The sequence below is a fragment of the Bradyrhizobium sp. DN3 genome, from assembly GCF_041357655.1.
GTDB lineage: Bacteria > Pseudomonadota > Alphaproteobacteria > Rhizobiales > Xanthobacteraceae > Bradyrhizobium.
On sequence record NZ_JAULLN010000001.1, the window covers coordinates 434,440 to 457,755 of the forward strand.

A 23,316-nucleotide genomic window follows, 5' to 3' on the forward strand; every position below is an offset into this window, starting at 1 on the left:
ATCCTGCCGACCGCGCTTTAGCGAGGAGTGAAGTTTGGCGCCGACCCGCGTAACCCTTCCGGCAGACGATGGTCGGGGCGAGCATTTCCGGCTCCGCATCGAAGGATTCGGGGTTGGCACCTGGGATCTCGATTTGCGAACTCGGGACCTTGAATGGTCCGAGATGTCCAAGCGGCTGTTTGGCCTCGAGGGGGATGATGCCATCAGCCACGATCTCTTTCTGTCGCTGCTGGCCCCCAGCGATCGGGACCGCGTCTTGCAGGGAATCGAGCGCAGCTCGGAGAGCGGCGCAGGATTCGACGTGTCCTTCAAGGTTGGCGGTCCTTCGGGGAAGGGCCAATGGATCCGGGCCAGGGCCGGCGTGATCCGAGACGATTCCGGCTCACCACGTCACCTCAGTGGGATATTCCTCGACATCAACGAGGAAAGACATCTGGAAGAGGCCCTGCGCTCTCAGGAGAATCATCTTCGCTCGATTCTCGAAACGGTGCCAGACGCGATGATCGTGATCGATTCGCGCGGCATCATGCAGCTCTTCAGCAGCGCCGCGGAGCGGCTGTTCGGCTACAGCAGGCAGGAAGCCATTGGTCGGAACGTCAGCATTCTGATGCCGGAGCCTGATCAATCGCGTCACGACAGCTATATCGTGCGTTACCTCAAGACCAACGATCCCCACATCATCGGCATCGGCCGCATCGTGACCGGCAAGCGCCGCGACGGCACGACGTTCCCGATGCACCTTTCGGTCGGGCAGACGCAACGGGGCGGCGAGCTCTATTTCACCGGCTTCGTGCGCGATCTCACCGAACATCAGCAGACCCAGGCGCGGCTTCAGCAGCTGCAGTCGGAGCTCGTCCACGTTTCGCGGCTGACCGCGATGGGCGAGATGGCCTCGGCGCTCGCCCACGAGCTCAACCAGCCGCTGGCGGCGATCAGCAACTACATGAAGGGATCGCGGCGCCTGCTTGCCGGCAGTGTTGACCCGAATACGACGAAGATCGAAAGCGCGCTGGACCGCGCCTCGGAGCAGGCCTTGCGCGCCGGCCAGATCATCCGCCGCTTGCGCGACTTCGTCTCCCGCGGCGAGTCGGAGAAGCGGATTGAGAGCCTGTCCAAGCTGATCGAGGAAGCCGGCGCGCTCGGGCTCGCCGGCGCGCGCGAGCAGAATGTCCAGCTCCGCTTCAATCTCAATCCGGAGGCGGACCTGGTGTTGGCCGACCGCGTGCAGGTCCAGCAGGTCTTGGTCAACCTATTCCGCAACGCGCTGGAAGCGATGGCGCAGTCGCCGCAGCGAGAGCTCGTGGTGGCCAACAAGCCCGTTGCCGACGACATGATCGAGGTCGAGGTTTCCGACACCGGCTCCGGCTTCCAGGACGACGTCATTCCAAACCTGTTTCAAACCTTCTTCACCACCAAGGAAACCGGCATGGGCGTAGGGCTGTCGATCAGCCGTTCGATCATCGAAGCTCACGGCGGCCGCATGTGGGCCGAGAGCAACGCATCGGGCGGGGCGACATTCCGCTTCACCTTGCCAGCAGCCGACGAGAACTGATTCATGACCACCAAGGGACATGTCTACGTCATCGACGACGACGCTGCGATGCGGGACTCGCTGAACTTCCTGCTGGATTCCTCCGGCTTCGGCGTCACGCTGTTCGACAACGCGAAAGATTTCATCGACACCCTGCCCGGCCTCGCCTTCGGCTGCGTCGTCTCCGACGTGCGCATGCCGGGCCTTGACGGGATCGAGCTTCTGAAGCGCATGAAGGCGCAGAACAGCCCGTTTCCAATCCTAATCATGACCGGGCATGGCGACGTGCCGCTCGCGGTCGAGGCAATGAAGCTCGGGGCCGTCGACTTCCTGGAGAAACCCTTCGAGGACGACCGTCTCATCACCATGATCGAGACGGCGATCCGCCAGGCCGAACCGGCGGCCAAGAGTGAGGCCATTTCGCAGGACATCGCCGCCCGCGTCGCCTCCTTGAGCCCGAGGGAGCGCCAGGTCATGGAGGGACTGATCGCAGGTCTTTCCAACAAGCTGATCGCCCGCGAATACGACATCAGCCCGCGGACCATCGAGGTGTACCGGGCCAATGTGATGACCAAGATGCAGGCGGGCAGCCTCTCGGAGCTGGTCCGCATGGCGATGCGCGCCGGCATGCTCAACGATTGAGCCAGGTCGCCTTGAGGCAGGTCAAGACCCTTGGCGAGACCCGTGCTAGTCAAGCAACATGATCGAGGTCAGCTCACACCATGCGCGGCCATCGTCTCCCACAAAACCCACCGTCTATGTGGTCGACGACGATGCCGCCGTCCTGGGATCCCTGCGGTTCCTGCTGGAGACCGACGGCTTTGCCGTGCGGACCTTCAGGAGCGGCACGGCCCTGCTCAACGCGAGCGGTGCTCCGGGCGCGGACTGCTACGTGATCGACTACAAGATGCCCGACATCAACGGCATCGAGCTCGCCGGCCGGCTGCGCCAGTCCGACAGCGAGACCCCCGTGATCCTGATCACCGGCTATCCGGACGAGAACATCTCGGCCCGGGCGGCCGCGGCGGGGGTGAAAGACGTGGTCCTGAAGCCGCTTCTCGACGAAAACCTGCTCAAGCGCATCCGCCGCGCCATCCAGGAGCACCCCCGCGCCTGACCTACGGGATTCTACGTAAGGCAACCCCCTTAAGATATCGCTCGAAATTTTCGAAGCCCCCGATACCGCGTACCAATGCGTCATCACAACGGAGATGGCGCAGATGCTGACCCAGACGATCAACACCAAGGCAATCAATACCCAGATTGGTGGCAAGATTGCTCCTGCCCATCCCGTCACCGACCAGTTCGGCGCGATCACGGGCCATGTCGGCCTCGTCGCCACGGAGTTCTCCTACCGCAAGGACGAGGAGATCTATGGCGAGGACGAGCCGGCCGAATATGTCTATCAGGTCATCACCGGCGCGGTGCGCAGCTACAAGCTTCTCTCCGACGGCCGCCGCCAGATCGGCGCCTTCCATCTTCCCGGCGACGTGTTCGGGCTCGAATCCGGCGCCAGTCACCGTCTCGCCGCCGAAGCCATCATCGACACCACCGTGCGCCTCGTGAAGCGCGCCAGCCTCGAGAAGGCCGCCGGCATCGACGTCCAGGTCGCCCGCAAGCTCTGGGCCATGACGGCTTCCGAGCTGCGCCACGCCGAGGACCACATGCTGCTGCTGGGGCGCAAGACCGCGATGGAGCGCGTTGCGACCTTCCTGCTCGAAATGGACCGCCGCCTCGCCGTTGCTGGCATGATGGCGCTGCCGATGTGCCGCCGCGACATCGGCGACTATCTCGGCCTCACGCTCGAGACCGTGTCGCGTGCGCTGTCGCAGCTTCACACCCAGGGCATCCTGGGCTTCTCCGGCGCGCGCCAAATCGTGCTGCGCAACCGCCAGCGCCTGCACAATCTGGACGCCTGATTTCGACGACCTCCTCCCCACCCACTCGACTTTTCCTTGGCCGGCTGAATTCGTCAGCCGGCCATCTCTTTGGCCGCGATCATACCCGCGCGCCGCGTCTCGGGCATCACGAACAGAATCAGCAGAAGCCCCATCGCGGCGATGCCGGACAGTCCGATGAAGGCGGTGGCGTTGCCGAACTTGTCGCTGACATAGCCGCCAAGCGCGGTGCTCAAGGACGCACCGATGCCGGTCGCCGTGCCGACGATGCCCTGCGCCAGGTTGAAGTGACCGCTGCCGAAGGCGACGTCGGCGACGATCAGCGGAATCATCACCGCGAACACGGCCGCGGTGAGGCCGTCGAACACCTGCACCAGCACGAGCAGATAGGGATCGCGCACGGTTGCGAACAACAGGCCGCGAATCGTCAGCGCGCCGAATCCGATCAGGAGCAGCGGCCGCCGGCCCCAGAGTTGTGCCTTGCGCCCGATGCTCGGCGACAGCAGCGCCACGATCGCTTGCGGCACGACGATGCAGAAGGCGACGAGCACCGTCGCCCACTGGCTCGACCGCGCCGTCACCGCGCTCGCCATCAACGGCATCATCGCGGCATTCGCGAGCTGCAACAAGAGCACGCTCAGCGCGAACACGATCAGCGGACGCTGCCGGATCAGGTGCCAGACATTGGTGTCGCCGCGATCCGCGGCTTCAGGCGGCATCTCGCCGTGACAGCGTCTAATGTCGACCTCGTGCTCGCGGATGCGCGAAAGCGCGATCAGGGTCGGGATCGCGAGCAGGAAGGTGACCAGGAAGACCGAGCGGCTCGAGAGCAGGTACCCGGCAGTGCCCATCACCGCCGCCGCAACGCCGTTGCCGAGCGAGGCAAAGCGGGCATTGCGGCCGAGACGCTCGCCGATCGCGAGCGGGCCGACCAGGCCGAGGCTGATCGCCGCAATCGCCGGCCCCAGCACGCAGCTCGCCATCGCATGCAGGGTGGCGGCGGTCACCACGACGGGGAAGATCGGCATCGCGGCGTAGGCAAGCGCGCAGCAGCCGATGGTGGCAATCGCAAGGGCGGCCACCAGCCGTTCCGATTTTGCCGCATCGATGATCGCGCCGCCCGGCATCTGCCCGATCAGGGCGACGATGCCACCGATCGACAGCACGAGGCCGATCTCGACCTGGGTCCATTTCTGCGTCGTGAGATAAACCGCGATGAACGGACCGAATCCGGTCTGCACATCGGCGAGGAAGAAGATGAACCAGTCGAGCCCGCGCAGGCTCTGGCGCGACGGTGCCGGAAGGCCTGCAGCCGGCGACGCGGCGACGTTGTTCTGCTCAACGCGGCCGTCGCGATCTGCATGTTTCGGCTTTCTCGACAACAGCACAGGCGGTCAGCCCTCCGGGCACCTCACTGAATCGCTTGCAGCGGTTGAAGGCTGCCGGACGCGCCGAGCACGACGATCGGCGTGTCTTCCTTGTATTCCGGCGCCGCCGCGACCTGCGCCTTGGTCAATTCCAGCGTGATGCTGTCCTTCTTGTTGGCGATCTTGCCGAAGCGCAGCGCGTTCCAGTCCACCACGATCTTGCGGCTGCCGACGCCGAGGAAGCCGCCGAAATCGATCGCCGCCGCACGCACATGGCCGGTGCGATCGACGATGACGTCGACGATGCGGCCCATGTCTTCGCCGGCGGCGCTGCGCACGTCACGGCCGAGGACGCCATGCGCCTCGCTTGCGCCGATGATGGTCACCGAGGGCGGTGGGGCGGCATCCTTGGGGGTGACCGGAACGGTCGAGGCCGGCGGCTGTGCCGTCGGCGGCGCATTCGCTTCGCTCGCGCCCGCGGGCTGATCCTCCGCGGCGCGCGAGGTCGCCACCGCCAGGCCCGAGACGATGGCTATGCCCAGGATCAGTGCTCCGATCGCACGCATCGCACCCTCCTCACGGCGCGCCGCTAGCGCGCCAGCACGATCGAGACCTGGATCTGGCCGCGCGTGCGCAACACTTCCAGCGCCACGTCGTCGCCATGGCGGCTGACGCGCAGATCCACGCTGGACCCGCCCAGCCGCAGATCGCGCAGGATCACCTCGTTCAGGAACGTCGGCAGATGCGGATTACGCATGCGAATCTCACAGCGTGCCACGTCGAATTCGATGCCCAGCGCCGCCTCCAGCAGCGTGAATGGCGTCGCGCTGGCCCAGGCCTGCGGCGCGCAGGCGACCGGATAGAGCGTCGGGCCGCGCCGCTTCTCGCGCCGGAAGCCGCAGAACAATTCGGGCAGCCGGCGCAGGTCCATATAGGTCGCCGCGTCGAACAGCCCCTTGAAGACATGCGCCACCGAATGCTTGAGGCCGTAGCGCGCGAGCCCGAGCGCGATCAGCGCGTTGTCGTGCGGCCAGATCGAGCCGTCATGATAGGACATCGGGTTGTAGCGCACCTCGCTCTGCGCGACGGTGCGGATGCCCCAGCCCGAGTAGAAATGCGGTCGCATCAGATCGGCGGCGACGAGACGGGCACGATCCTCGCGGATCATGCCGCTGAACAGCACCTGCCCGGCATTCGAGGTCCGCACCTTGCAGGGACGCTTCCTGCCGTCGAGGGCGAGCGCATAGGTGCCGAGCTCCTCACACCAGAACGCCTTCTCGAAGCGCTCGGCCAGCGCCTTGGCTTCGGCCTCGAGCTGGCGCACGCGGTCCGGCTTGCCGAGCCGCAGCGCGCAGCGCGCAGCGAGCTGCTTGGCCGCGTAGACGTAGCCCTGGACCTCGGCGAGCGCGATGTTGCCTTCCGCGAGCTGGCCGTCGGCATGGAAGATCGCGTCGTAGGAATCCTTCCAGCCCTGGTTGGCCAGCCCCTTCTCCGTCGCGCGCTGGTATTCGACGAAGCCGTCCTGATCGGGATCGCCAGGACCGTCGATCCAGGCGAGCCCCGCTTCGATCGCCGGCCACAGCTCGATCAACGTGGCCTCGTCTCCAGTGCGCTCGAAATAGCTTCCGGCGAGCAGGACGAACAGCGCGGTCGAATCGACGCTGCCGTAATATTGGGAGAACGGCACCTCGCCCAGCGCCGCCATCTCGCCGCCGCGCATCTCGTGCAGGATCTTTCCAGGCGCGGCGTCGGCGAGCGGATCGATCGCCTTCGCCTGGAAATGCGCGAGCCGTCTGAGCACGCCCTTGGCAACGCGCGGATCGATCCAGAGCATCTGTAGCGCAGTGATCAGGCCGTCGCGGCCGAACGTCGTCGAGTACCAGGGTATGCCGGCATAGGGATAACGCCCCTGCGGGGTCTCCGTCATCAGCATGTTGAGGTCGGCCATGGCCTGACACAGCACCTCGTTGAAGATGTTGTTGGAGGTCTCGATGCTGGCGGCGCCCATGGTCGACTGCCGCATCTCGCGGCGGTGGGCCAGGAGGCCCTGGAAGAACCGCGCCGGCTTTTCCGTCACCGGCCGGTTGCAGGAGACGGCGACGAACAGCGATCTGGCCTCGTGCGGGTCGAGCTCGAGCTGCCATGTCGCGGCATTGACTGACAGCCGCGTCGGGCGCGGGTCGAAATGCAGGCCGGTGGTGCGCTCGGCGTCGTCGAGGCCGCGATACCCGAACAACACGTCGGTCGGGCCGAGCAGCCGGCTCGTGCCCGTCCCGCGGCGCGGGCGCCGCTCGCCGCGGACCTCGAACAGGTCGGCGAAGTCGTTGTCGAACAGCAGCGTCAATTCGAAACTGGCGCGCGCGTCGCCGTGGTTCTGCACGCCGATGCGTTGATAGGCGGCACCGCGCCACAGGAAGATCGTGCGCACGATGTGCAGCAGATCCTTTTGGAACACGAGGCGGCCCTGACGGTAGATGTCGGGATTGGTCAGATCGACTGTCAACGCCGAATTGTCGTCGCGCAGGTTCGAGCCGAGCAGCAGCGGCTGGAGATCGTCGAGCACGAGCTCCAGCCGCGCCAGATAGCGCGTGTCGTGGTGAAACAGCCCGTCCGGCCCGCCCGCCGAAGCGCCGATGTCGCCATGGCTGTCGAGAACGATGAAGGTATCGTCGTGCTTGAGGGACCGCCGCGGCCGGGCGGCGGGTCCCGTCATCGGAATGTAGAACGTCTGCTCCGCGACGGCTTCGGCCGTCTGCGATATCGAAATGATCTGGGTTACGGTTTCGGCTGCCATGAGCTGCTCCCCTGCGCCTTGATTCGAAACGCAACCAACGAACGCGCCTGCTGGATCTACGCGGCGAACTTCGAGAGCCGGCTCATCTCCTGCGTCACCAGCTCACGGTAGGGACCGTGAGCCTGCATCAGCCGGTCGGGCGCGCCGTCCTCGATGATCTTACCGGCCTTGAGCACCACCACGCGATCAAAATTGCGCAGCGTCGCCAGGCGGTGCGCGATCGCAATCACCGTGCGGCCACGCATCAGCCGCGACAGCGCCTCGCGGATCGCCTCCTCGGATTCGCTGTCAAGCGCTGCGGTCGCCTCGTCGAGCAGCAGGATCGGCGCGTCCTTGAGGAAGGCGCGCGCAATCGCGATGCGTTGGCGCTGGCCGCCCGACATCTTCACACCGCGATCGCCGACCATGGTGTCGAGGCCGTCGGGCAGGCTCTCAACGAAATCGCAGCGCGCCGCGATCGCCGCGCGCAGCACCTCGTCATCGGTCGCGTTCGGGCGACCATAGCGGATATTCTCGCGAATGGAACGATGAAACAAGGAGATGTCCTGCGGCACGACCGAGATCGCCTCGCGCAGGCTCAGCTGCGTCACCTTCGAGATGTCCTGTCCGTCGATGGTGATGCTGCCCTCGTCGGTATCGTAGAAGCGCTGGAGCAGCGTGAACAGCGTCGATTTGCCGCCGCCGGACTGGCCGACCAGACCGACGCGCTGGCCGGGCTGCAGGCGCAGGCTGAACCGCTCAAAGATCTTCTCGCCGCCGGGATAGCCGAAGGTGACGTTGTTGTACGCGATCGCAGCGCCGCTCTTGACGAGGGGCTCGGCCTCGGGGTGATCGCGCAGCTCGTGCGGCACCAGCAGCGTGGCGATCGCCTCGGTCAGCCGTGCGACGTGCTGGGTGACGTCGACCAGCGCCACCGCGAGGTCGCGCGTGGCATTGAGAATGGATAGGCCAAGGGTGCAGACCAGCACGACGTCGCCGGTGGTCGCCTCACCCCGCTGCCACAACGTGATCGCCCAGGCCATCAGCGCCACCGTCAGCACGACGGTCACGCCGGCATGCGTGAGCCGCAGCTTCTCCAGATAGCGCAGGCTGCGGCCTCGCGCGGTGAGCTCCCGGTTCACCGTCGCATCGAACCGCTCATGCTCGTGGCTGATGCCGCAGAAAGCGCGCACCAGCGGCATGTTGCTGATCACGTCGATCATCTCGCCGTCGACCACCGCGGCCTTGTCGGCGAAATCGTCATGCAGCGGCTTGCCGGCGGCGGCCAGGTGGAACATCGCGATCACCATGCCGCCGGCGATCACGATCAGGCCGAGCGCCATATAGGGACTCACGGTTCCAATCAGCATGATTGCCGCAACTGTGGCAATGCAGGGCGGCAGCACGTTCCAGACGAACATGTTCTCGACCGTGAACACCGCGTTCGAGGTCGCCGTGATGCGGCTCGTCAGCATGCCCGGCATGCGATCGGAGAAGTAGCTCGGTGCGTGACCGGTCAGATGACGAAATATGTCACGGCGTAAATCACCTGTGACCCGGACGAAGGTGAAGCTCGCCGTCCAGCTCGCGATCCGCCACAGGAAGTTGTCGGCGGTGATCAGCGACATGAGTAAAATGAATGCCAGCCATACGCTGCCACCATGTGATGGTCCGGCGGACAGACTGTCGACCAGGGATTTGACGCCATACTGAGTGCCCACGGAGCAGGCAACGGCTGCCACAACAGCGGTCAGGATCACCAGATGCGACGCAAGACGACGCCGGAGATAGCGCAGGACAAAAGCAAATGGCCTGCGCGCGTATCCAGAAAGCTGATCCATGTGGCTACCGACCCCGTCGTGATGATTTTCGGATGTTGTTTACCGATCGAACTGAACATCGACCGCTTCGCCTCGGTTCCCGGGCCGGGCGATCACGACATGCGGATGCGGACGATCTGAGAAGATGTGATGGCAGCATCGAGACACCCCCGCACGTGTCGAATATGTAACGTTTGGGGGAAGGAACTTCGCAAGTGCGGGAACGTTCCCTTGTCTGGCATTGCCGGTGCCGTACTGGCGGGGGCTCTTCGATCATGATCGCACAAAGGAGATGGTGAGATGCGCATCGCGCAGGTTGCTCCGTTGACGGAGGCTGTTCCACCCAAGCTGTATGGCGGCACCGAGCGGGTGGTGCATTGGTTGACGGAAGAGCTGGTGGCCCTTGGACACGATGTGACGCTGTTCGCCAGCGGCGACTCGCAAACCTCGGGAAAGCTGGATGCGTTATGGCCGCGGGCGCTCCGTCTCGACGGTTCCGTGCGCGATCCCAATGCGCTGCACATGGTGCTCCTGGAGCGGGTGCGGCAGAAATGTGACGATGAGGAGTTCGACTTCCTCCACTTCCATCTGGACTATTACCCGTGGTCGCTGTTCCACCGGCAGCCGACGCCGTTCGTGACCACGCTGCACGGCCGGCTGGACCTGCCGGAGCACCAGCCGGTCTTCAACACCTTCACGAAGATGCCCGTCATTTCGATCTCCAATGCGCAGCGCCGCCCGGTGCCGCAGGCAAGCTGGGTGACGACGATCCACCACGGCCTGCCGGAGAACCTGCTGACGCCGAAGCCGGCTCGCCAAGAATATCTCGCCGTGCTCGGCCGCATCGCGCCGGAGAAAGGCGTCGACCGCGCCATCAAGATCGCGACCCATTGCGGCATCCCGCTGAAGATCGCCGCCAAGGTCGATCGCGCCGACCAGGATTACTATGACGAGCTGATCCGGCCGATGATCGAGAACAATCCGCTGGTGGAGTTCATCGGCGAGATCAGCGATCACGAGAAATCGGACTTCCTGAGCGGCGCGCTCGGCCTCTTGCTGCCGATCGACTGGCCGGAGCCGTTCGGCCTCGTGATGATCGAAGCCATGGCCTGCGGAACGCCGGTCGTCGCCTTCAACCGCGGCTCGGTGCCGGAGATCATTGACGAAGGCCTGACCGGCTTCGTGGTCGAGGACGTCATCAGCGCGGCAGGGGTGATCAAGCGCCTGCCGCAGCTCGACCGCGCCGCGATCCGCAAGCAGTTCGAGACGCGCTTCACGGCGCGGCGCATGGCACTGGACTATCTCGCGGCGTATCGCAGCCTGACCGAGGAACAAGCACCGCGGATCAAGCTGGTGAGCAGCGCGGAGTAGATTTTCTACACCGCCAGTGGAAGTGCCCTCTCCCCTTGTGGGAGAGGGCTCAAGAACCAAGCGGCACAGTCGCTTGGGTGAGGGGTTGCTTCCGCATAGAAAAGTTTCTCCGTGGAAAGAGACCCCTCATCCGGCGCTTCGCGCCACCTTCTCCCACAAGGGGATAAGGGAAGAAGCCGACACCGCGCTTCCCTACACCACGCCCGTCCGCTTCGGCTCGACGATCTCGAACATGCGCGGGAATTCGTCCATCAGGCCCCATCAGCTCGGCGAGCCGCATCGGATTGCCTGAGAGCTTGATCTTGCCGGCGGCGACCGCCTCCGGAAAGCTGGTCTGTTTCGCGATGACCTCGTCGAGCGTCGAGCGCGCCAGTGTGAAGCTGGCATCGGCGCCGTCCGCCTGCACGCCCTCGGTGTAGGTCAGCGCAGAGTTCTCCAGATTGAGAACGAAGGTCTCGCCGGTGTCGGAAAAACTCCAGTTCAGCACGATGTGCTTGCCTTCCGCTTTCGGGCCGTTGAGGCGGATGCCGAGCACGTCCCAGAGCTGCGAGGTGCGCAATGCGGCCAGCGTCTCGCGCGGCATCGGCGGGCGCGCCGACACCTTTGGCATGCCCTGGCGCAATTCCTGGGCACCGAACAGATAGGCGTTGCGCCAGGTCGCGCTTTCGGCGGCATAACCGAGCTGCTCGAGCGTATCCGCCAGCAACGCGCGCGCCGCCTGATTGTCCGGCTCGGCGAAGACGAGATGGCCGAGCGCTTGCGCGATGAAACGAAACTCGCCCTTGTCGAAATCCGTCCGCGCCCGCGCCAGAATGGCATCCGCGCCACCCATGTACTCGACATACTTCCTGCCTGATTCAACCGGCGGCAGCGGGTCGAGATTGACCGGATTGGCGTCGTACCAGCCGAGATATTTCTGGTAGATCGCCTTCACGTTATGCCGGATGTGGCCGTAATAGCCGCGGCCGTGCCAGGCGGCTTCCAGGCTCTTCGGCAGCTGGATCGTTTCGGCGATCTCGGCGGCGGTGAGGCCGTGGTTCATCAGGCGGATGGTCTGGTCGTGCGCGAATTTGTAGAGATCGCGCTGCTGCCGGATCATGGTGCCGATCCGATCCCTCCCCCACACCGGCCAGTGATGCTGGCCGCACATCGCCTCGGCCTTGCCGTCCCAGAGCAGCAGGGCCTCGCCCAGATATTTCGACCAGGCCAGCGCGTCGCGCACATCGGCGCCGCGGAACGGCAGCAGATTGTGGAAATTGTGGGTGCAGTTCTCGGCGAGGTTCAGAACCTTGTAGCGCGGGACGAAGAAATGCATCTCCGCCGGCGCTTCGCTGTTCGGCGCCATCTGGAATTCGAACTCGACGCCATCGATGATGCGCGTCTCGCCGGTGGCCATGATCAAATCGGTCGGGCGCAGCAGCGCGACCGAGCCTGCCGCCATCGACTTGCCGAGGCCGCAGTCCACCTGCCCGCGCGCGCCCTTGGCGAGGAACGGTCCGAACTGGTACTGCGCCCGGCGCAGCATCGCCGGTCCCGCGATGATGTTCTCGGAGACGGCGTGCTCCATGAACAGGTTCGGCGCGATGATCGGCACGCGGCTGGTCGCCAGCGCATCCTCCTCCAGCACGCCGCGCGCGCCGCCCCAATGATCGGTGTGGGTGTGCGTGAAGATGACGGCCGCAACCGGGCGCTCGCCACGATGCCTGAAGTAGAGATCGAGCGCAGCGCGCGCGCCCTCGATCGAGGTCAGAGTATCCACGACGATGACGCCACTGTCGCCCTCGATCAGCGTCATGTTGGCGATGTCGAGCCCGCGCACCTGATAGACGCCCGGCACGACCTCGAACAGGCCGTGATGCATGTTGAGCCGCGACTGCCGCCACAGGCTCGGATTGACGGTGGGCGGCGCTTCTTGCTCGGCGAGGAAGCCATAGGGCGCAAGGCTCCAGACCGTCCGCCCCTGCGGATGTGTGACCGTCGCATTCTCGATCGTGCCGAGAAAGCCGCGCGCGGCATCGTCGAAATCCCGCGTGTCGGAGAACGGCAGCGCGTTCAGCATGGCCTCGTGTTGCGCGATGACGGACGGCGTTGCGCCTTTCGGTTCGCTGCTGGATTCTGTCATATCTGTTCTCCGGCCTGTCGCGGCCATCTAACCGCATCTCGCGGTTGATTGCCATCGGAGGAAGGAGCGAGCCGTAGCCCGGATGGAGCGAAGCGCAATCCGGGGTTTCGATCCAGACGCGGGAAAGTCCCGGATTACGCTTGCGCTCCATCCGGGCTACGATTTGCCCTCTCCCCAGAACGAGACGGGGTTAAGCCGCTACATCCCCAACAGCGTCGGCAGCCACAACGACAGGCCGGGCCAATAGGTCACGATCACTAGGAACGTCAGCATGGTCAGGAGCCACGGCCACACCGCGACGGTGAGCTCGGTGATGCCCATCTTGGCGATGCCTGAGGCGACGTAGAGATTGAGGCCGACGGGCGGATGGCACAGCCCGACCTCCATGTTGACCGTCATCAGGATGCCGAAATGGATCGGATCGATGCCGAGCTTGACCGCGACCGGAAACAGGATCGGCGCCATGATCAGGATGATCGAGGACGGCTCCATCACGTTGCCCGCCAGCAGCAGCAGCAGATTGACGACGAGCAGGAAGCCGATCCACCCCAAGCCCTGGTCGATCATCCATTGCGCCAGCGCCTGCGGCACGTTCTCGTAGGTCATCAGGAACGAAAACAGCACGGCGTTGGTGATGATGTAGAGCAGCATCGCCGAAAGGTTCGCCGATGACAGCAGCACCCGCGGTACGTCGCGCAGCTTCAGATCCTTGTAGATGAACACTGCGACGATGAAGGCGTAGACCGCGCTGACGGCCGCAGCTTCGGTCGGCGTGAACAAGCCGCTGTAGATGCCGCCGATCACGATCACGATCAGCAGGATGCCCCACATCGACTTGCGGAACGCATCCAGACGCTGGAGCAACGTGGCCTTCGGCATCCGCGGATAGTCGTTGCGCCAGGCACGATAGAACGTCGTGGCGCCGAGCAGCGTGGCGAGGACGAATCCCGGCACGATGCCCGCGATGAAGAGCTTACCGACCGAGCTGTTGGTGGAGACGGCGTAGAGAACCATCGGGATCGACGGCGGAATGAGAATGCCGAGCGAGCCGGAGGTCGTGATCACCCCCGCCCCGAACCGCTTCGGAAACCCTTGCGCGACCATCGCAGGCAGGATCACCGAACCGATCGCCACCACGGTCGCCGGCGAGGAGCCGGAAATTGCCGCGAACAGCGCGCAAGCGACCACGCCCGACAAAGCGAGACCGCCGTACCAATGGCCGACCAGCGCGGTCGCGAACGTGATCATCCGGCGCGCCACGCCGCCATGAGTCAGGAAGTTGCCGGCAAGGATGAAGAACGGGATCGCCATGATCTCGAAATTCTCGATGCCGGTGAACAGCTTCAGCGCCACCGATTCCGTTCGCACATCGGTCAGCGTGAACATGAAGCTGAGCACGGTCAGGCCCAGCGCGATCGAGATCGGCATGCCCGTCAGCATCAACGAGAGTAGAAGTGCGAACACGATGACGACGCGCAGGCCATGCGGCAGCGTGATGACGTGGCCGGCATGCGCAAAGCACAGGGCGACGATCAGGACCGGCAGCAGCATCAGGATCCAGCCGAGCGGGCTGCGCTCGTCCCGGACGACCTGGCTGGGTGTGACCGGGGCCGGATGCACCGGGTCCGCCTCGACGCCCTCGACGCCCGCCATGTCGTGATGCGGCAGCTCGCCGGTGCGGTAGAACGACCACGCGACCTGGAGGAAGCGGAAGCACATCAAGCCGGAGCCGAGCGGGATGGTGAGATACACCACCCACATCGGCGCTTCGAGATCGTTGGACTGCTGGCCGGTCTGCCACATCTGGCTGACGAACGCGGCACCGAAATAGCTCACGATGGCGGTGAAGAGCGCGCCGCACAACAGCCCGAAGGTGATGACGCGGCGGCGCGATCCGCCCGGAAGGATGTTGACGAGCACGTCGACGCCGACATGGATGCCGGTGCGCACGCCGTAGGCGGCGCCGAACTTCGCCATCCAGATGAACATGTAGATGCAGAGCTCTTGCGCCCAGGACAGGTCGAGCGAGGCAAGCCAGCTGAACGTCGCGCGCGCGGGAACGGCGAGGAAGGCCAGATTGCGGGCCTCCGCCCATCTGGCGATATCGATCGACAGGCCGGCGCCGTAACGATGCAGCACCGCGACGAAGATGAGCGACGTCGCAGCCGCGATCATCGTCGCGATCAGCCATTCCTCGAGATGATCGAGCACACGGTTCAGCACACGCAGCAACTTGGTCCCCCCAGCATTGGCTCGTCCATTCAAGAGCGAAACGGCCGGGAGTGCGATTACCCCCGACCGTTGTTATTGTTCTTAGTAGGGCGCGGCCGTCAGTTCATCTTGACGTCGAGTTCCTTGGCGAGGAGATCGAGCACCTCCTGCCCGACCCGTCCCTTCGCCCATTTGTAGGTCGGCTGCATCGCCTCCTGCCACGCCTTGCGATCGGCGTCGGTGAGATAATGCAGATTGGTCTTGCCCAGCTTCTTGATCTCGGCCAGCGCGTCCTCGTTCTCCTGGCGCGCGATCGAGTTGGTGTAGTCGGTCGCCTCCGCCATCGCCTTGTCGAGCTGGGTGCGGACGTCGGGCGGCAGGCCCGACCAGAATTTCGCGTTGACGATGACGGCATATTGCAGATGCGCGTGATAGGACACGGTGATGTCCTTCTGCACCTCGTAGAACTTCTGCGTCAGGTAGTTGGACGCCGTGTTCTCGCAGCCGTCGACCACGCCCGTCTGCAGCGCCTGGTAGACTTCGGAGAACGCCATGATCTGCGGGATCGAACCCATGATGCGAAGATATTGGTCGGCGATCTTCGATCCGGAGATGCGGAATTTAAGCCCCTGGAAATCGGTCGGCTTCAGCAAGGGGCGGTTGGCGGAGAGCATGTGGAAGCCGTTGTCCCAATAAGCGAGCCCGGTGATGCCCTTGGCCTCGAGCTTCTGGAACAGCCATTTGCCGACCGTGCCCTTCATCGCGTTGGCGTAGGTCTGGTCATCCCTGAACAGCCATGGCAGGTCGAGCGCCTCGAACTCCTTGACGCCGAGCGGCGCGAATTTCGCGGTCGACGGCGCGAGCATCTGCACCGAACCGAGCTGAAGCGCCTCGATCTCCTCCTTGTCCTTGTAGAGCGTGGAGTTCGGGTAGACTTCGACCTTGACCTTGCCGTCGGTGTACTTCTCGGCGAGCTCCTTGAACTTCAGCGCGCCCTTGCCCTTCGGGGTGTCGTTGGCGACGACGTGGCTGAACTTGATGACGATGGGATTCTGGGCCTGGGCGAAGGCAGGGACCAACAGAATAGCCGTGGCGGCGACTGCAAGAAGCAGCTTGCGCATGAAGTAACCTCCCAACAACCTGTCTAAACTGGGTCTTTTTGTTTTTCAGGTCAGTAGTGGCAGCAATCCGCCACCCGAACAACTAGACCTAAGCCCAATTTGCCGCAGCCAAGCTAACTTGACCGCTGCCGGATGCGCAACCCGGCGCCCGCTTCAGTCCAAGGAAACGAGCGCTTTTGCCGCATTGCGGCAGTGCCATCAGTTTTTGCGCTGGGCGACCATGAAGAGGCGCCGGAACGGGAACAGCGTCTGCCCCGCCGCATTCTTCGGGTAGGCCTTTGCGACCCGCATCCCATAGGCGGCTTCGAACGCAGCCTTCTCATCACCCTGCAAGACATCGAGATAGCGCGTCAACCAGGTCCCCTTGGTCCATTCCTTCACCGGGTTCTCGCCTTCGAGCACTTGCAGATATTCAGTTTCCCAGATGTCGATATTCTGCGAGAGCGGTGCGAGCAGGTCGTGATAGAAGGCCGGCCCTTCGACCGGCGGCGGGGTGACGAGATGCTCGACCTTGGACCGCCAGGGACCGTTCAGCGCGGTCTCTCCGATCAGCACATGCGACGGCGCGGTAAAATTGCGCGGCATCTGCACCGCAAGCATGCCCCCACGCGTCACCTTCTCCATCACCGACGGAAACAGTGCCGCATGATTGGGCAGCCAGTGCAGTGCGGCATTGGAATAGATCAGGTCATACTGCTTCGCTGGACGCCAATGGCCGAGGTCTTCATGCGACCATTCCACGTCGGGTGCGGCCTTGCGGCCGGCCGCGACCATCTCGGCCGAGCCCTCGACCCCGGTCACGGCGGCCTCCGGCCAACGCTCCCTAATCAGTTTTGTCACGTTGCCGGCGCCGGCACCGAGATCGGCGATCGCGCGCGGAGCGAAATCCGGAATCCGCATCAACAGGTCGACGGCGGGCCGGAGCCGGTGGCCGGAGAACTTCAGATATTGCTGCGGGTCCCAAACCATCGCTGATGCCTTTTCTTTTTCATGTTTCCTTCGCCGAAGCTCTTGGTTACCACTGCTCGTCCCGGTCGGGCAATTCGCAAAGCCCGCGGGACGGGGCAGGAAACGAAAGCAACAGCCAAGAAACAACAAGAGAGCGTGTCACCATGGACCTCGGGCTCAAATCGAAAACCGCAGTCGTCACGGGCGCAAGCATCGGCATCGGCCGCGCCATCGCCAAGGGCCTTGCTGCCGAAGGCGTGCGCGTCGTTGGCGTCGCGCGGCGGACCGATCTGCTCGCCGAGCTGGTGAAAGAGGTCGGCGGCGGGCTGATAACGCCGTTCGAGCAGGACGTGATGGCGAAGGACGCGGCGGAGAGGATCGCGGCGTTTGCAATCAAGGAGCTCGGCCATGTCGACATCCTCGTCAACAATGCCGGCGGTAGCCGTCCCCTCCCCGTCGATGCGCCCGACAGCAAATGGGACGAGGCGATCGCGCTGAATTTCACCAGCTACCGCCGCATCGCGCATGCGCTGCTGCCGCAGATGATCGAACGCAAATGGGGCCGCATCGTCAACATCACCGGCAAGTCCGAGCCGGAAGGCCTCAACGCCGCCTTCGCCGCGAAAGCCGCCGTGCACGCCTGGGCCAAGGGCTTGTCGCGCGAGATCGGCGCGCACGGCATCACCATCAACTGCATCCCGCCCGGCCGCATCATGAGCGAGCAGATCCGCCGCAACTACCCGCCGGATTATCGCGAGCGCTTCGCGGAGGAAGAGATCCCGGTCGGCTATTGGGGCGAGCCGGAGGATCTGGCCGCGCTCGCAGTGTTCCTGGCCTCACCGGTGGCGCGCTACATTACGGGCACGGTGATCCCGGTGGATGGAGGCTTGCGGAGATACCAGTTTTAGGGGCGGGCTCAAGAATCCGCTCGGCGCGCGAACGCATGCCATGTCCGGTTTGCCGGCAGGGCTATCGCGTATGATCTCTTGGAGCCGCCTGAGCAAGCGCCTCGTCCTTCGAGACGACCGCTTCCAGCGGTCTCCTCAGGATGAGGCTAATTGGCATCGAGGCCGTTGAAACTGCTTCCGCACACTCCGCCCTCATCCTGAGGAGCCCGCCAAAGCGGGCGTCTCGAAGGATGGGCCGCAGGGAATCCGCTTCCCATATGCGATTGCCCTGGGTTTGCCGCCGGACCTCACGGTTTGACGTAGCTCCAGCCCTGCTCCTGCAGCTCCATGACGCGGACGACACCGGATTTGACGACCGTGGCCTGTGGAATCAGGTTGATGTCCTTGTTCTCCGCCTTGCGCATGTTTTCCTGGGTGTTGCCGCAAGCTTTGAAGGAGATTTCGGGATGGCTCATCGCGAGCACCTCGATGCGCGGCTTTACCGGCGAGGTGTCATCGCGCAGCATGTGAAGGCCAGGACCGAAAGTGACGACCTCGATCGACACTGGTTCACCGAGATCGCGGTAGTATTGCGCGACGTTGGTCGCATTGTTGAGTGTGAGGTTCATCATCGCAGGTTCGTTGGAATTGACCTGCAGTATCAGCCGATGCGGCTTCCTGGCGCTCTCGGCTTTGGTCGCCTGAGCCATCTTCGTGTTGTTCGCAGGATCCTGCTTGATCGCCTGATTCTGCGCCGGCTTGCTCACCTGCTTCTGTCGAGCCGGATGCTTCGGGTTGCTCGCTTGGCTCTTCTCACGCACCTGCGGAATCAACTGGTTGTCCTGCTGCGCCGCGCTTGGTCCGATCAGAAGCAGCATCGCCAGTCCGCTGATGACTGCCATCGCCCATTTTGGATTGATCATCTTGTATCTCCCATTTTCCCTGCCCATCACCTTCCTGGTCTGGCGACGGCATGGGGCCATTTGCATGCAGCCGCCATTTTCTTGCGCACATTTTCGAATCCGCTGAGCAGGAATTGTCCGTCTTGCACCGGACCAGCGCGGGTGAAAAGGCGCACAACGATGTGACCGTCGTCGGGTAGCGAGCTTAGCAACTTGACGACGTCGCCCCCGAAAGCGACGCCGGAGCCGAATGAGGGCGACGATGCCGTGAGTTGCATTGGCGTATCCGCATTGAGCCGAAAAGAGATGACGTATTCGTTGGCACTGCGTGACAGCGCCGGTCCGGTGACTACGACTTCCGTGCGGCCTCTGCGGCAGTGGATTGCGAGTTGCATCGCGGCGCCATCAGAGCCGCTAACGGATGAGGTGGTGGCGGTGACGATCGGCAGATAATCCACCGGCGAAGTGGTCTCGCTGACCAGCCAGCCGTCATCTGCCCCCCGCCGACTTGGCGGAGGGATCTTACGTGATAAGTCTTGCAGACATTCCAGCCGGGCTTGCCCCTCCATCGCCGAACAAGCCCGAAGTGTTTCCATGGGATCGCCAGTGTTTTGCGCGTAAGCGATTCCGCAGGCGACATTCAAGGCGACGGCGAGCCGAGGAGCGGCAGTCTTCATGGCCCCGCCTGTACGCTGCGCGCCTTGCGATCCAGCCATTCCTGCGCGGCTTGGAAGCGGGTAAGCCCGGGAACGGATGCCGCGAGATTGATCGACCGCCATTTCGGATCGAAGCCCGGAGCCTGCAGGCGGTCGATTCGCGAGAACAGGTACTCGACAAGGCGTGCCACACGTTGATAGCGATTGGAGCGTGGCGGCCAGTTGAACGCAACGAGCGCCGTCGGCACCGCGATGGTCGAGACCCGCTCGCCTTGCTTGATCAGATTGGGATACTCATTGGGGTCCAAGGTCGCAGGCAGATAATAGTCCTCGAACTTCCTATCGTACTGCACCGGGAGGAACTTGAATCCGGCCTCCCAGCGGCCCTTTACGAAGGCGTCGACGGGTTTCGATGTGATGAACACGACGGCCGACATCTCGCCTTTGCGCATCTGCTCCAGGGCCATTTGATGCGGAATGAATGTCTTGTCGACATCGATGCCGAGACGGCTGAAGATCAGTGGTCCTGAATAGGCAGCTGCGGTGCCCAGGGTATTGAAGTTCACCTTCTTGCCGGCAAGATCCTGCAGGCTCGCGATTTCCGGTCGCACGAAAATGTGCAGCTCGGATGGAAAGAGATTGAGCAGATACGTGATGCGGCTTCGGATCTGCGGTGCCTGAGCCTGATATTCTTCGAGCGCGTCGGAATTGATGATGGCGGTATCGACGCCACGCAAATAGAGCAGCGCATTCAGATTGTCGGTGGCCCCCCGGGTGACGATCGGCAGGAGATGCAGGTCTGCTCCGTCGTCGACGACGCGCGCCATTTCGGCGGCGAGGCGGATCGGCGCGCCCTCGAGCAGGCCGCCGGCGAGCCCGACCGTCCAGGCGTTCATCCGGTCCTTTTCATTCTCTTGCGGGAGCGGCCGTCGGACGAGCTGAGCATCGGCCCTGGTATTTCTCGCGGTTTGCGCTTCCAAGCAGGCCGTTTGAAGCATCATCGCAACCGGCACCAAGCAGGTGAGCAGGAGCAACGAGAGTGACTTTGGCGCCTTGTTCATGTCGTTCCCTTCTGAATCAGCCACCACAACCTTTCGTCCCGCCGAAATGCAACGAGCCCATTCTCAGCGCTGCAGCGCATCCAGCCGTTCCTTCGCTTCGCGAATACCGCCCCGGTATGCCCTGGCGTAGAGCTCTCGCGCCTTGGCCGCTTCGCCGCGCGTTCCATAGGTACCCCAGGCAGACAGAACCGCCGGATCATATGTCTCGGCGAGCATGAAACTTGCCTGCGCAATGTCCTTCTCAGCCGCAAGCTCGAGGACGATGCGCGCCGCACCGATATTTCCCTGGTCGAGCAAAGCCCTGGCGCGCGGGATCAATCTGGCCGCCGCCTCGTTTTGGTTTGCGGCTGTCGGCGGCTCCGCTGCGGTCACTTCCACGTTCTGCGTCGCCGGCAAGATCGAGGCTTCATTCGCTTGCTCCACCGGAAGGCGCGCATCGGTGGGGGCCCATGCCGATGCACGGTCTCTTTGCTTGGCTTCGGTCGCGCTCCGCTCCTGTTGCAGCGACTGCTGCAGTTCAGCAATCTCTCGGTCTGCGGCCTGTCTCTGCTGCGAAGCCGCATCGTTCGCCTCGCGCAATTGCACGTTCCGGGTTTCGATCTCACGGCGCATTTCGGCGAGTTCTCTCGCCAGTGCGGCGGCGTGCGCCTGGGCTTCTTCGAGAGCGCGACGTTGTTGTTCGGCATTGGCCGTTGCCGCCTTCGCCGCTTTGGCCTCGGCGACAAGGTCGGCGTTCTTCCGCTGCTCATCTTGCAAAGACTGTCGCAGCTCTGCGATCTCCCGCTCCGTCGCCTCCGTTTGTTCCGCGGCCGCAGCTTCCGCCATGAGCGATCCGCGAGGAATTCCGGCGAGTTCGCTCGCGAGTGCGGCGGCGCGTGCCTGCGCCTCGTGGCGTTCTTGCTCCGCGCTCGCCGCTGCTGCCTGCGCGGTGTTCGCCTGCTTCACGAGGAGGCCGCTTCTTTGCCGCTCCTGTTGTAGGGACTGCTGCAGTTCTGCGATCTCTCCCGCCGCCGCCTCTCTCTGCTGCCCGGCCACATCGTCCGCGTTGCGGGATTGTGCCTTACCGGCATCGATCTCGCGGCGGGCTCCGGCAAGTTCGTTCGCGAGCTCGGCGCTGTGGGCTTGCTCCTGTTGAAGTGATTTCCGCAGCTCCTCACCGGCGAGTTCCGCCGTCTGCGTGCGCTGGACTGCCTCGTCGAGCTCTCTGTTCGCCTCGGCCAGCTCGTTGGCGAGCGCTTCAATGCGCGGAGCCTCTTCGTCCAGCCGCGGCTGTGGTCGCACCACGCTTGCCGGCTCCGCCTGCATCAGAGCTCCGGCCGTTTCGCGCTGAAGGAGAGCTAGCGATCCGGCCGTGATTTCCGGCCGCTGATTGAGGCTGAGGGCGCTCCCGTCGCCGGCGCGAGTCATGTCCGGAAAGGGTTGCGCGTGGAATGGCTCGAACACCCCGAGCAAGGAAGCCCCAACGAGGATGACGGGAACAAAAATTGCCACCGTCACAAGCCAACTGCCCGATCGTTCCTCCTCTGGATCGACATCCTCGATTACGGGACACCAATGGGTCGGCGCAGGATTGATTGGAGAGCCGTCCTGCCAGACCCATTTGCCCGCCTCCGATGACCAATGACCGACCTCAACAGCCCCGGTCGCATCTTCCACCCAGATGCCTTCTCCGTTCCTCGGTGCAGTCTCAATTGGTCGGCGCATGGATCACGCCTCTCTCGACAGCAACTCCAATGGAGCGAATGGCCCGGCCTGTTCGCATGGTTACAATCCTCGATCAGAACACGCTTAGATCGAAATAACTGTCTATAATGATTAAATAATTAAATATATTAACTATATAATTTTGACCCTGCGCAAAAGTCAAATTAAATCAACCGCTGCGGCACGGCCGGCGCCAAGCATCGGCCGAAAATACGTCTGATCCGTCCCGACGGAACTCCAAGGTCGCGCCGCGATCTGGCGCGCTGTTCAACGTCGCCATCAACAGATGAAAGCGCGCTCCATCTTCCCGTGAGGGAAGAGTCCCCTCTCCTGGCGCGGTCGTGCGAATTCATAGGCTGATGGCGAAGTAGATGTGCGGTTCGGCCACATCACAATCGAGATAACAGGCAGGCCCGCACCTCGGGTGATCGCGGCGGCATCGACCGAAGACAAGTGACGATTTGCGATCAGGTTCGGCGCCGATGCTGCCCTGGACGACACCGGCGAGAGGTGGCGCGATAAGCTCGACGAGCTGACGTCGTCGGAATCAGTTGACGACGGCGAGCATCCGGTCAGTCGGGCGCGTGGCGATGAGATGAGCGGATGCTGAACTTGCTCGCGAAGCGGACATAGCGCATTCAAGCGAACCTATGCGGGCCTTGTGACCCCTCGTTGGCAGCATAGCATTTTGCCGGTGTTTTGCCCGACGTGTCAACGTCGCGGCGACGACGGGTGTCATCCCAGCGCAGTTTGAAAATCCCTTATCGATCAAGCCCATCTCTACTGTGCATGGGGTTGTTTTCGCACTTTTTGTCTGAGCGCATAGCCGCGGACGGCGCGCATACACCGCATGCGTGCTTGTCTCTGTGGCAGGCCGCCCGGCCGTAGTACATGCCGAAAGCCCCTTTTGGCCACGCCGCCGGAGCAACGCGCCAGGCAATGAC

At 63.7% G+C, this 23,316-nt stretch carries 18 protein-coding genes and 2 pseudogenes; 7 read left to right on the plus strand and 13 right to left on the minus strand.

The features are described 5' to 3' along the window. Positions 1 to 34: 34 nt before the first annotated feature. The 4 genes from fixL (at position 35) to AAE027_RS01935 (ending at position 3,450) form a co-directional block, all read left to right on the plus strand. Positions 35 to 1,552, plus strand: a complete 1,518-nt coding sequence (gene fixL, locus AAE027_RS01920; RefSeq protein WP_370985029.1) for a sensor protein FixL — start codon at positions 35 to 37, stop codon at positions 1,550 to 1,552. Between the two features lie 3 nt (positions 1,553 to 1,555). Beyond that, positions 1,556 to 2,173: a response regulator FixJ gene (gene fixJ / locus AAE027_RS01925; protein ID WP_091892705.1), complete on the plus strand. Its 618-nt coding sequence runs from the start codon at positions 1,556 to 1,558 to the stop codon at positions 2,171 to 2,173. 58 nt (positions 2,174 to 2,231) lie between these two features. Continuing rightward, positions 2,232 to 2,648: a response regulator gene (locus tag AAE027_RS01930; protein ID WP_370985028.1), complete on the plus strand. Its 417-nt coding sequence runs from the start codon at positions 2,232 to 2,234 to the stop codon at positions 2,646 to 2,648. A 103-nt stretch (positions 2,649 to 2,751) separates the two neighbouring features. Then, entirely contained in the window at positions 2,752 to 3,450 is a 699-nt protein-coding gene (locus AAE027_RS01935; RefSeq protein ID WP_176945822.1) for a helix-turn-helix domain-containing protein, read from the plus strand. A gap of 53 nt (positions 3,451 to 3,503) precedes the next feature. Here the strand turns inward: AAE027_RS01935 and AAE027_RS01940 are convergent, their stop codons facing one another. From AAE027_RS01940 to AAE027_RS01955, 4 genes are read right to left on the minus strand one after another with little or no spacing between them, the layout of a single operon-like run. After that, positions 3,504 to 4,817: an MFS transporter gene (locus AAE027_RS01940; RefSeq protein ID WP_370985027.1), complete on the minus strand. Its 1,314-nt coding sequence runs from the start codon at positions 4,815 to 4,817 to the stop codon at positions 3,504 to 3,506. A 23-nt stretch (positions 4,818 to 4,840) separates the two neighbouring features. Further along, complete coding sequence (locus tag AAE027_RS01945) at positions 4,841 to 5,362, minus strand: PRC-barrel domain-containing protein (RefSeq protein WP_165405311.1); 522 nt, start codon at positions 5,360 to 5,362, stop codon at positions 4,841 to 4,843. A 23-nt stretch (positions 5,363 to 5,385) separates the two neighbouring features. Beyond that, positions 5,386 to 7,590 (minus strand): amylo-alpha-1,6-glucosidase, encoded by a 2,205-nt coding sequence (locus AAE027_RS01950; RefSeq protein ID WP_370985026.1) that lies wholly within the window; start codon positions 7,588 to 7,590, stop codon positions 5,386 to 5,388. A 56-nt stretch (positions 7,591 to 7,646) separates the two neighbouring features. Further along, a complete protein-coding gene (locus tag AAE027_RS01955; RefSeq protein WP_091892695.1) occupies positions 7,647 to 9,410 on the minus strand; it encodes an ABC transporter ATP-binding protein in 1,764 nt (587 codons plus the stop codon). On the opposite strand from AAE027_RS01955, the gene AAE027_RS01960 reads away from it, so the two are divergent. After that, the gene (locus tag AAE027_RS01960; protein WP_176945818.1) at positions 9,333 to 9,530 is read left to right on the plus strand and encodes a hypothetical protein; all 198 of its coding nucleotides are present in this window, start codon (positions 9,333 to 9,335) and stop codon (positions 9,528 to 9,530) included. The two genes, AAE027_RS01955 and AAE027_RS01960, sit on opposite strands and share 78 nt — an antisense overlap. A 159-nt stretch (positions 9,531 to 9,689) precedes the next feature. Next, on the plus strand, positions 9,690 to 10,760 hold the full coding sequence (locus AAE027_RS01965; RefSeq protein ID WP_091892693.1) for a glycosyltransferase family 4 protein: 1,071 nt from the start codon (positions 9,690 to 9,692) through the stop codon (positions 10,758 to 10,760). Between the two features lie 192 nt (positions 10,761 to 10,952). On the opposite strand, the pseudogene AAE027_RS01970 reads toward AAE027_RS01965, so the two are convergent. From AAE027_RS01970 to AAE027_RS01990, 5 genes and pseudogenes are all read right to left on the minus strand, one after another. Continuing rightward, positions 10,953 to 12,882 (minus strand): annotated as a pseudogene (locus AAE027_RS01970) (alkyl/aryl-sulfatase). 198 nt (positions 12,883 to 13,080) lie between these two features. Continuing rightward, the gene (locus AAE027_RS01975) at positions 13,081 to 14,361 is read right to left on the minus strand and encodes a TRAP transporter large permease (RefSeq protein WP_370985464.1); all 1,281 of its coding nucleotides are present in this window, start codon (positions 14,359 to 14,361) and stop codon (positions 13,081 to 13,083) included. Between the two features lie 216 nt (positions 14,362 to 14,577). Further along, positions 14,578 to 15,057 (minus strand): annotated as a pseudogene (locus AAE027_RS01980) (TRAP transporter small permease); the annotation flags it as partial. A gap of 155 nt (positions 15,058 to 15,212) precedes the next feature. Beyond that, positions 15,213 to 16,214, minus strand: a complete 1,002-nt coding sequence (locus tag AAE027_RS01985; RefSeq protein ID WP_370985025.1) for a DctP family TRAP transporter solute-binding subunit — start codon at positions 16,212 to 16,214, stop codon at positions 15,213 to 15,215. Between the two features lie 198 nt (positions 16,215 to 16,412). Next, positions 16,413 to 17,183, minus strand: coding sequence for a methyltransferase domain-containing protein (locus AAE027_RS01990; protein WP_370985024.1), 771 nt, complete (start codon positions 17,181 to 17,183; stop codon positions 16,413 to 16,415). 143 nt (positions 17,184 to 17,326) lie between these two features. Between AAE027_RS01990 and AAE027_RS01995 the strand changes: the two genes are divergently transcribed. Beyond that, positions 17,327 to 18,070 carry an SDR family NAD(P)-dependent oxidoreductase gene (locus AAE027_RS01995; RefSeq protein ID WP_091892681.1) on the plus strand — a complete coding sequence of 248 codons (744 nt, stop codon included), beginning with the start codon at positions 17,327 to 17,329 and terminating at the stop codon, positions 18,068 to 18,070. Positions 18,071 to 18,357: 287 nt separating this feature from the next. On the opposite strand, the gene AAE027_RS02000 is transcribed toward AAE027_RS01995, so the two are convergent. From AAE027_RS02000 to AAE027_RS02015, 4 genes are all read right to left on the minus strand, one after another. Beyond that, positions 18,358 to 18,972: a DsrE family protein gene (locus tag AAE027_RS02000; RefSeq protein WP_370985023.1), complete on the minus strand. Its 615-nt coding sequence runs from the start codon at positions 18,970 to 18,972 to the stop codon at positions 18,358 to 18,360. 26 nt (positions 18,973 to 18,998) lie between these two features. Beyond that, positions 18,999 to 19,628, minus strand: coding sequence for a hypothetical protein (locus AAE027_RS02005; protein WP_370985022.1), 630 nt, complete (start codon positions 19,626 to 19,628; stop codon positions 18,999 to 19,001). Beyond that, positions 19,625 to 20,608, minus strand: coding sequence for a TAXI family TRAP transporter solute-binding subunit (locus tag AAE027_RS02010; RefSeq protein ID WP_370985463.1), 984 nt, complete (start codon positions 20,606 to 20,608; stop codon positions 19,625 to 19,627). Before AAE027_RS02010 ends, AAE027_RS02005 begins: the two co-directional genes overlap by 4 nt. A gap of 123 nt (positions 20,609 to 20,731) precedes the next feature. After that, a complete protein-coding gene (locus AAE027_RS02015) occupies positions 20,732 to 22,324 on the minus strand; it encodes a coiled-coil domain-containing protein (protein ID WP_370985021.1) in 1,593 nt (530 codons plus the stop codon). Positions 22,325 to 23,316 lie beyond the last annotated feature (992 nt).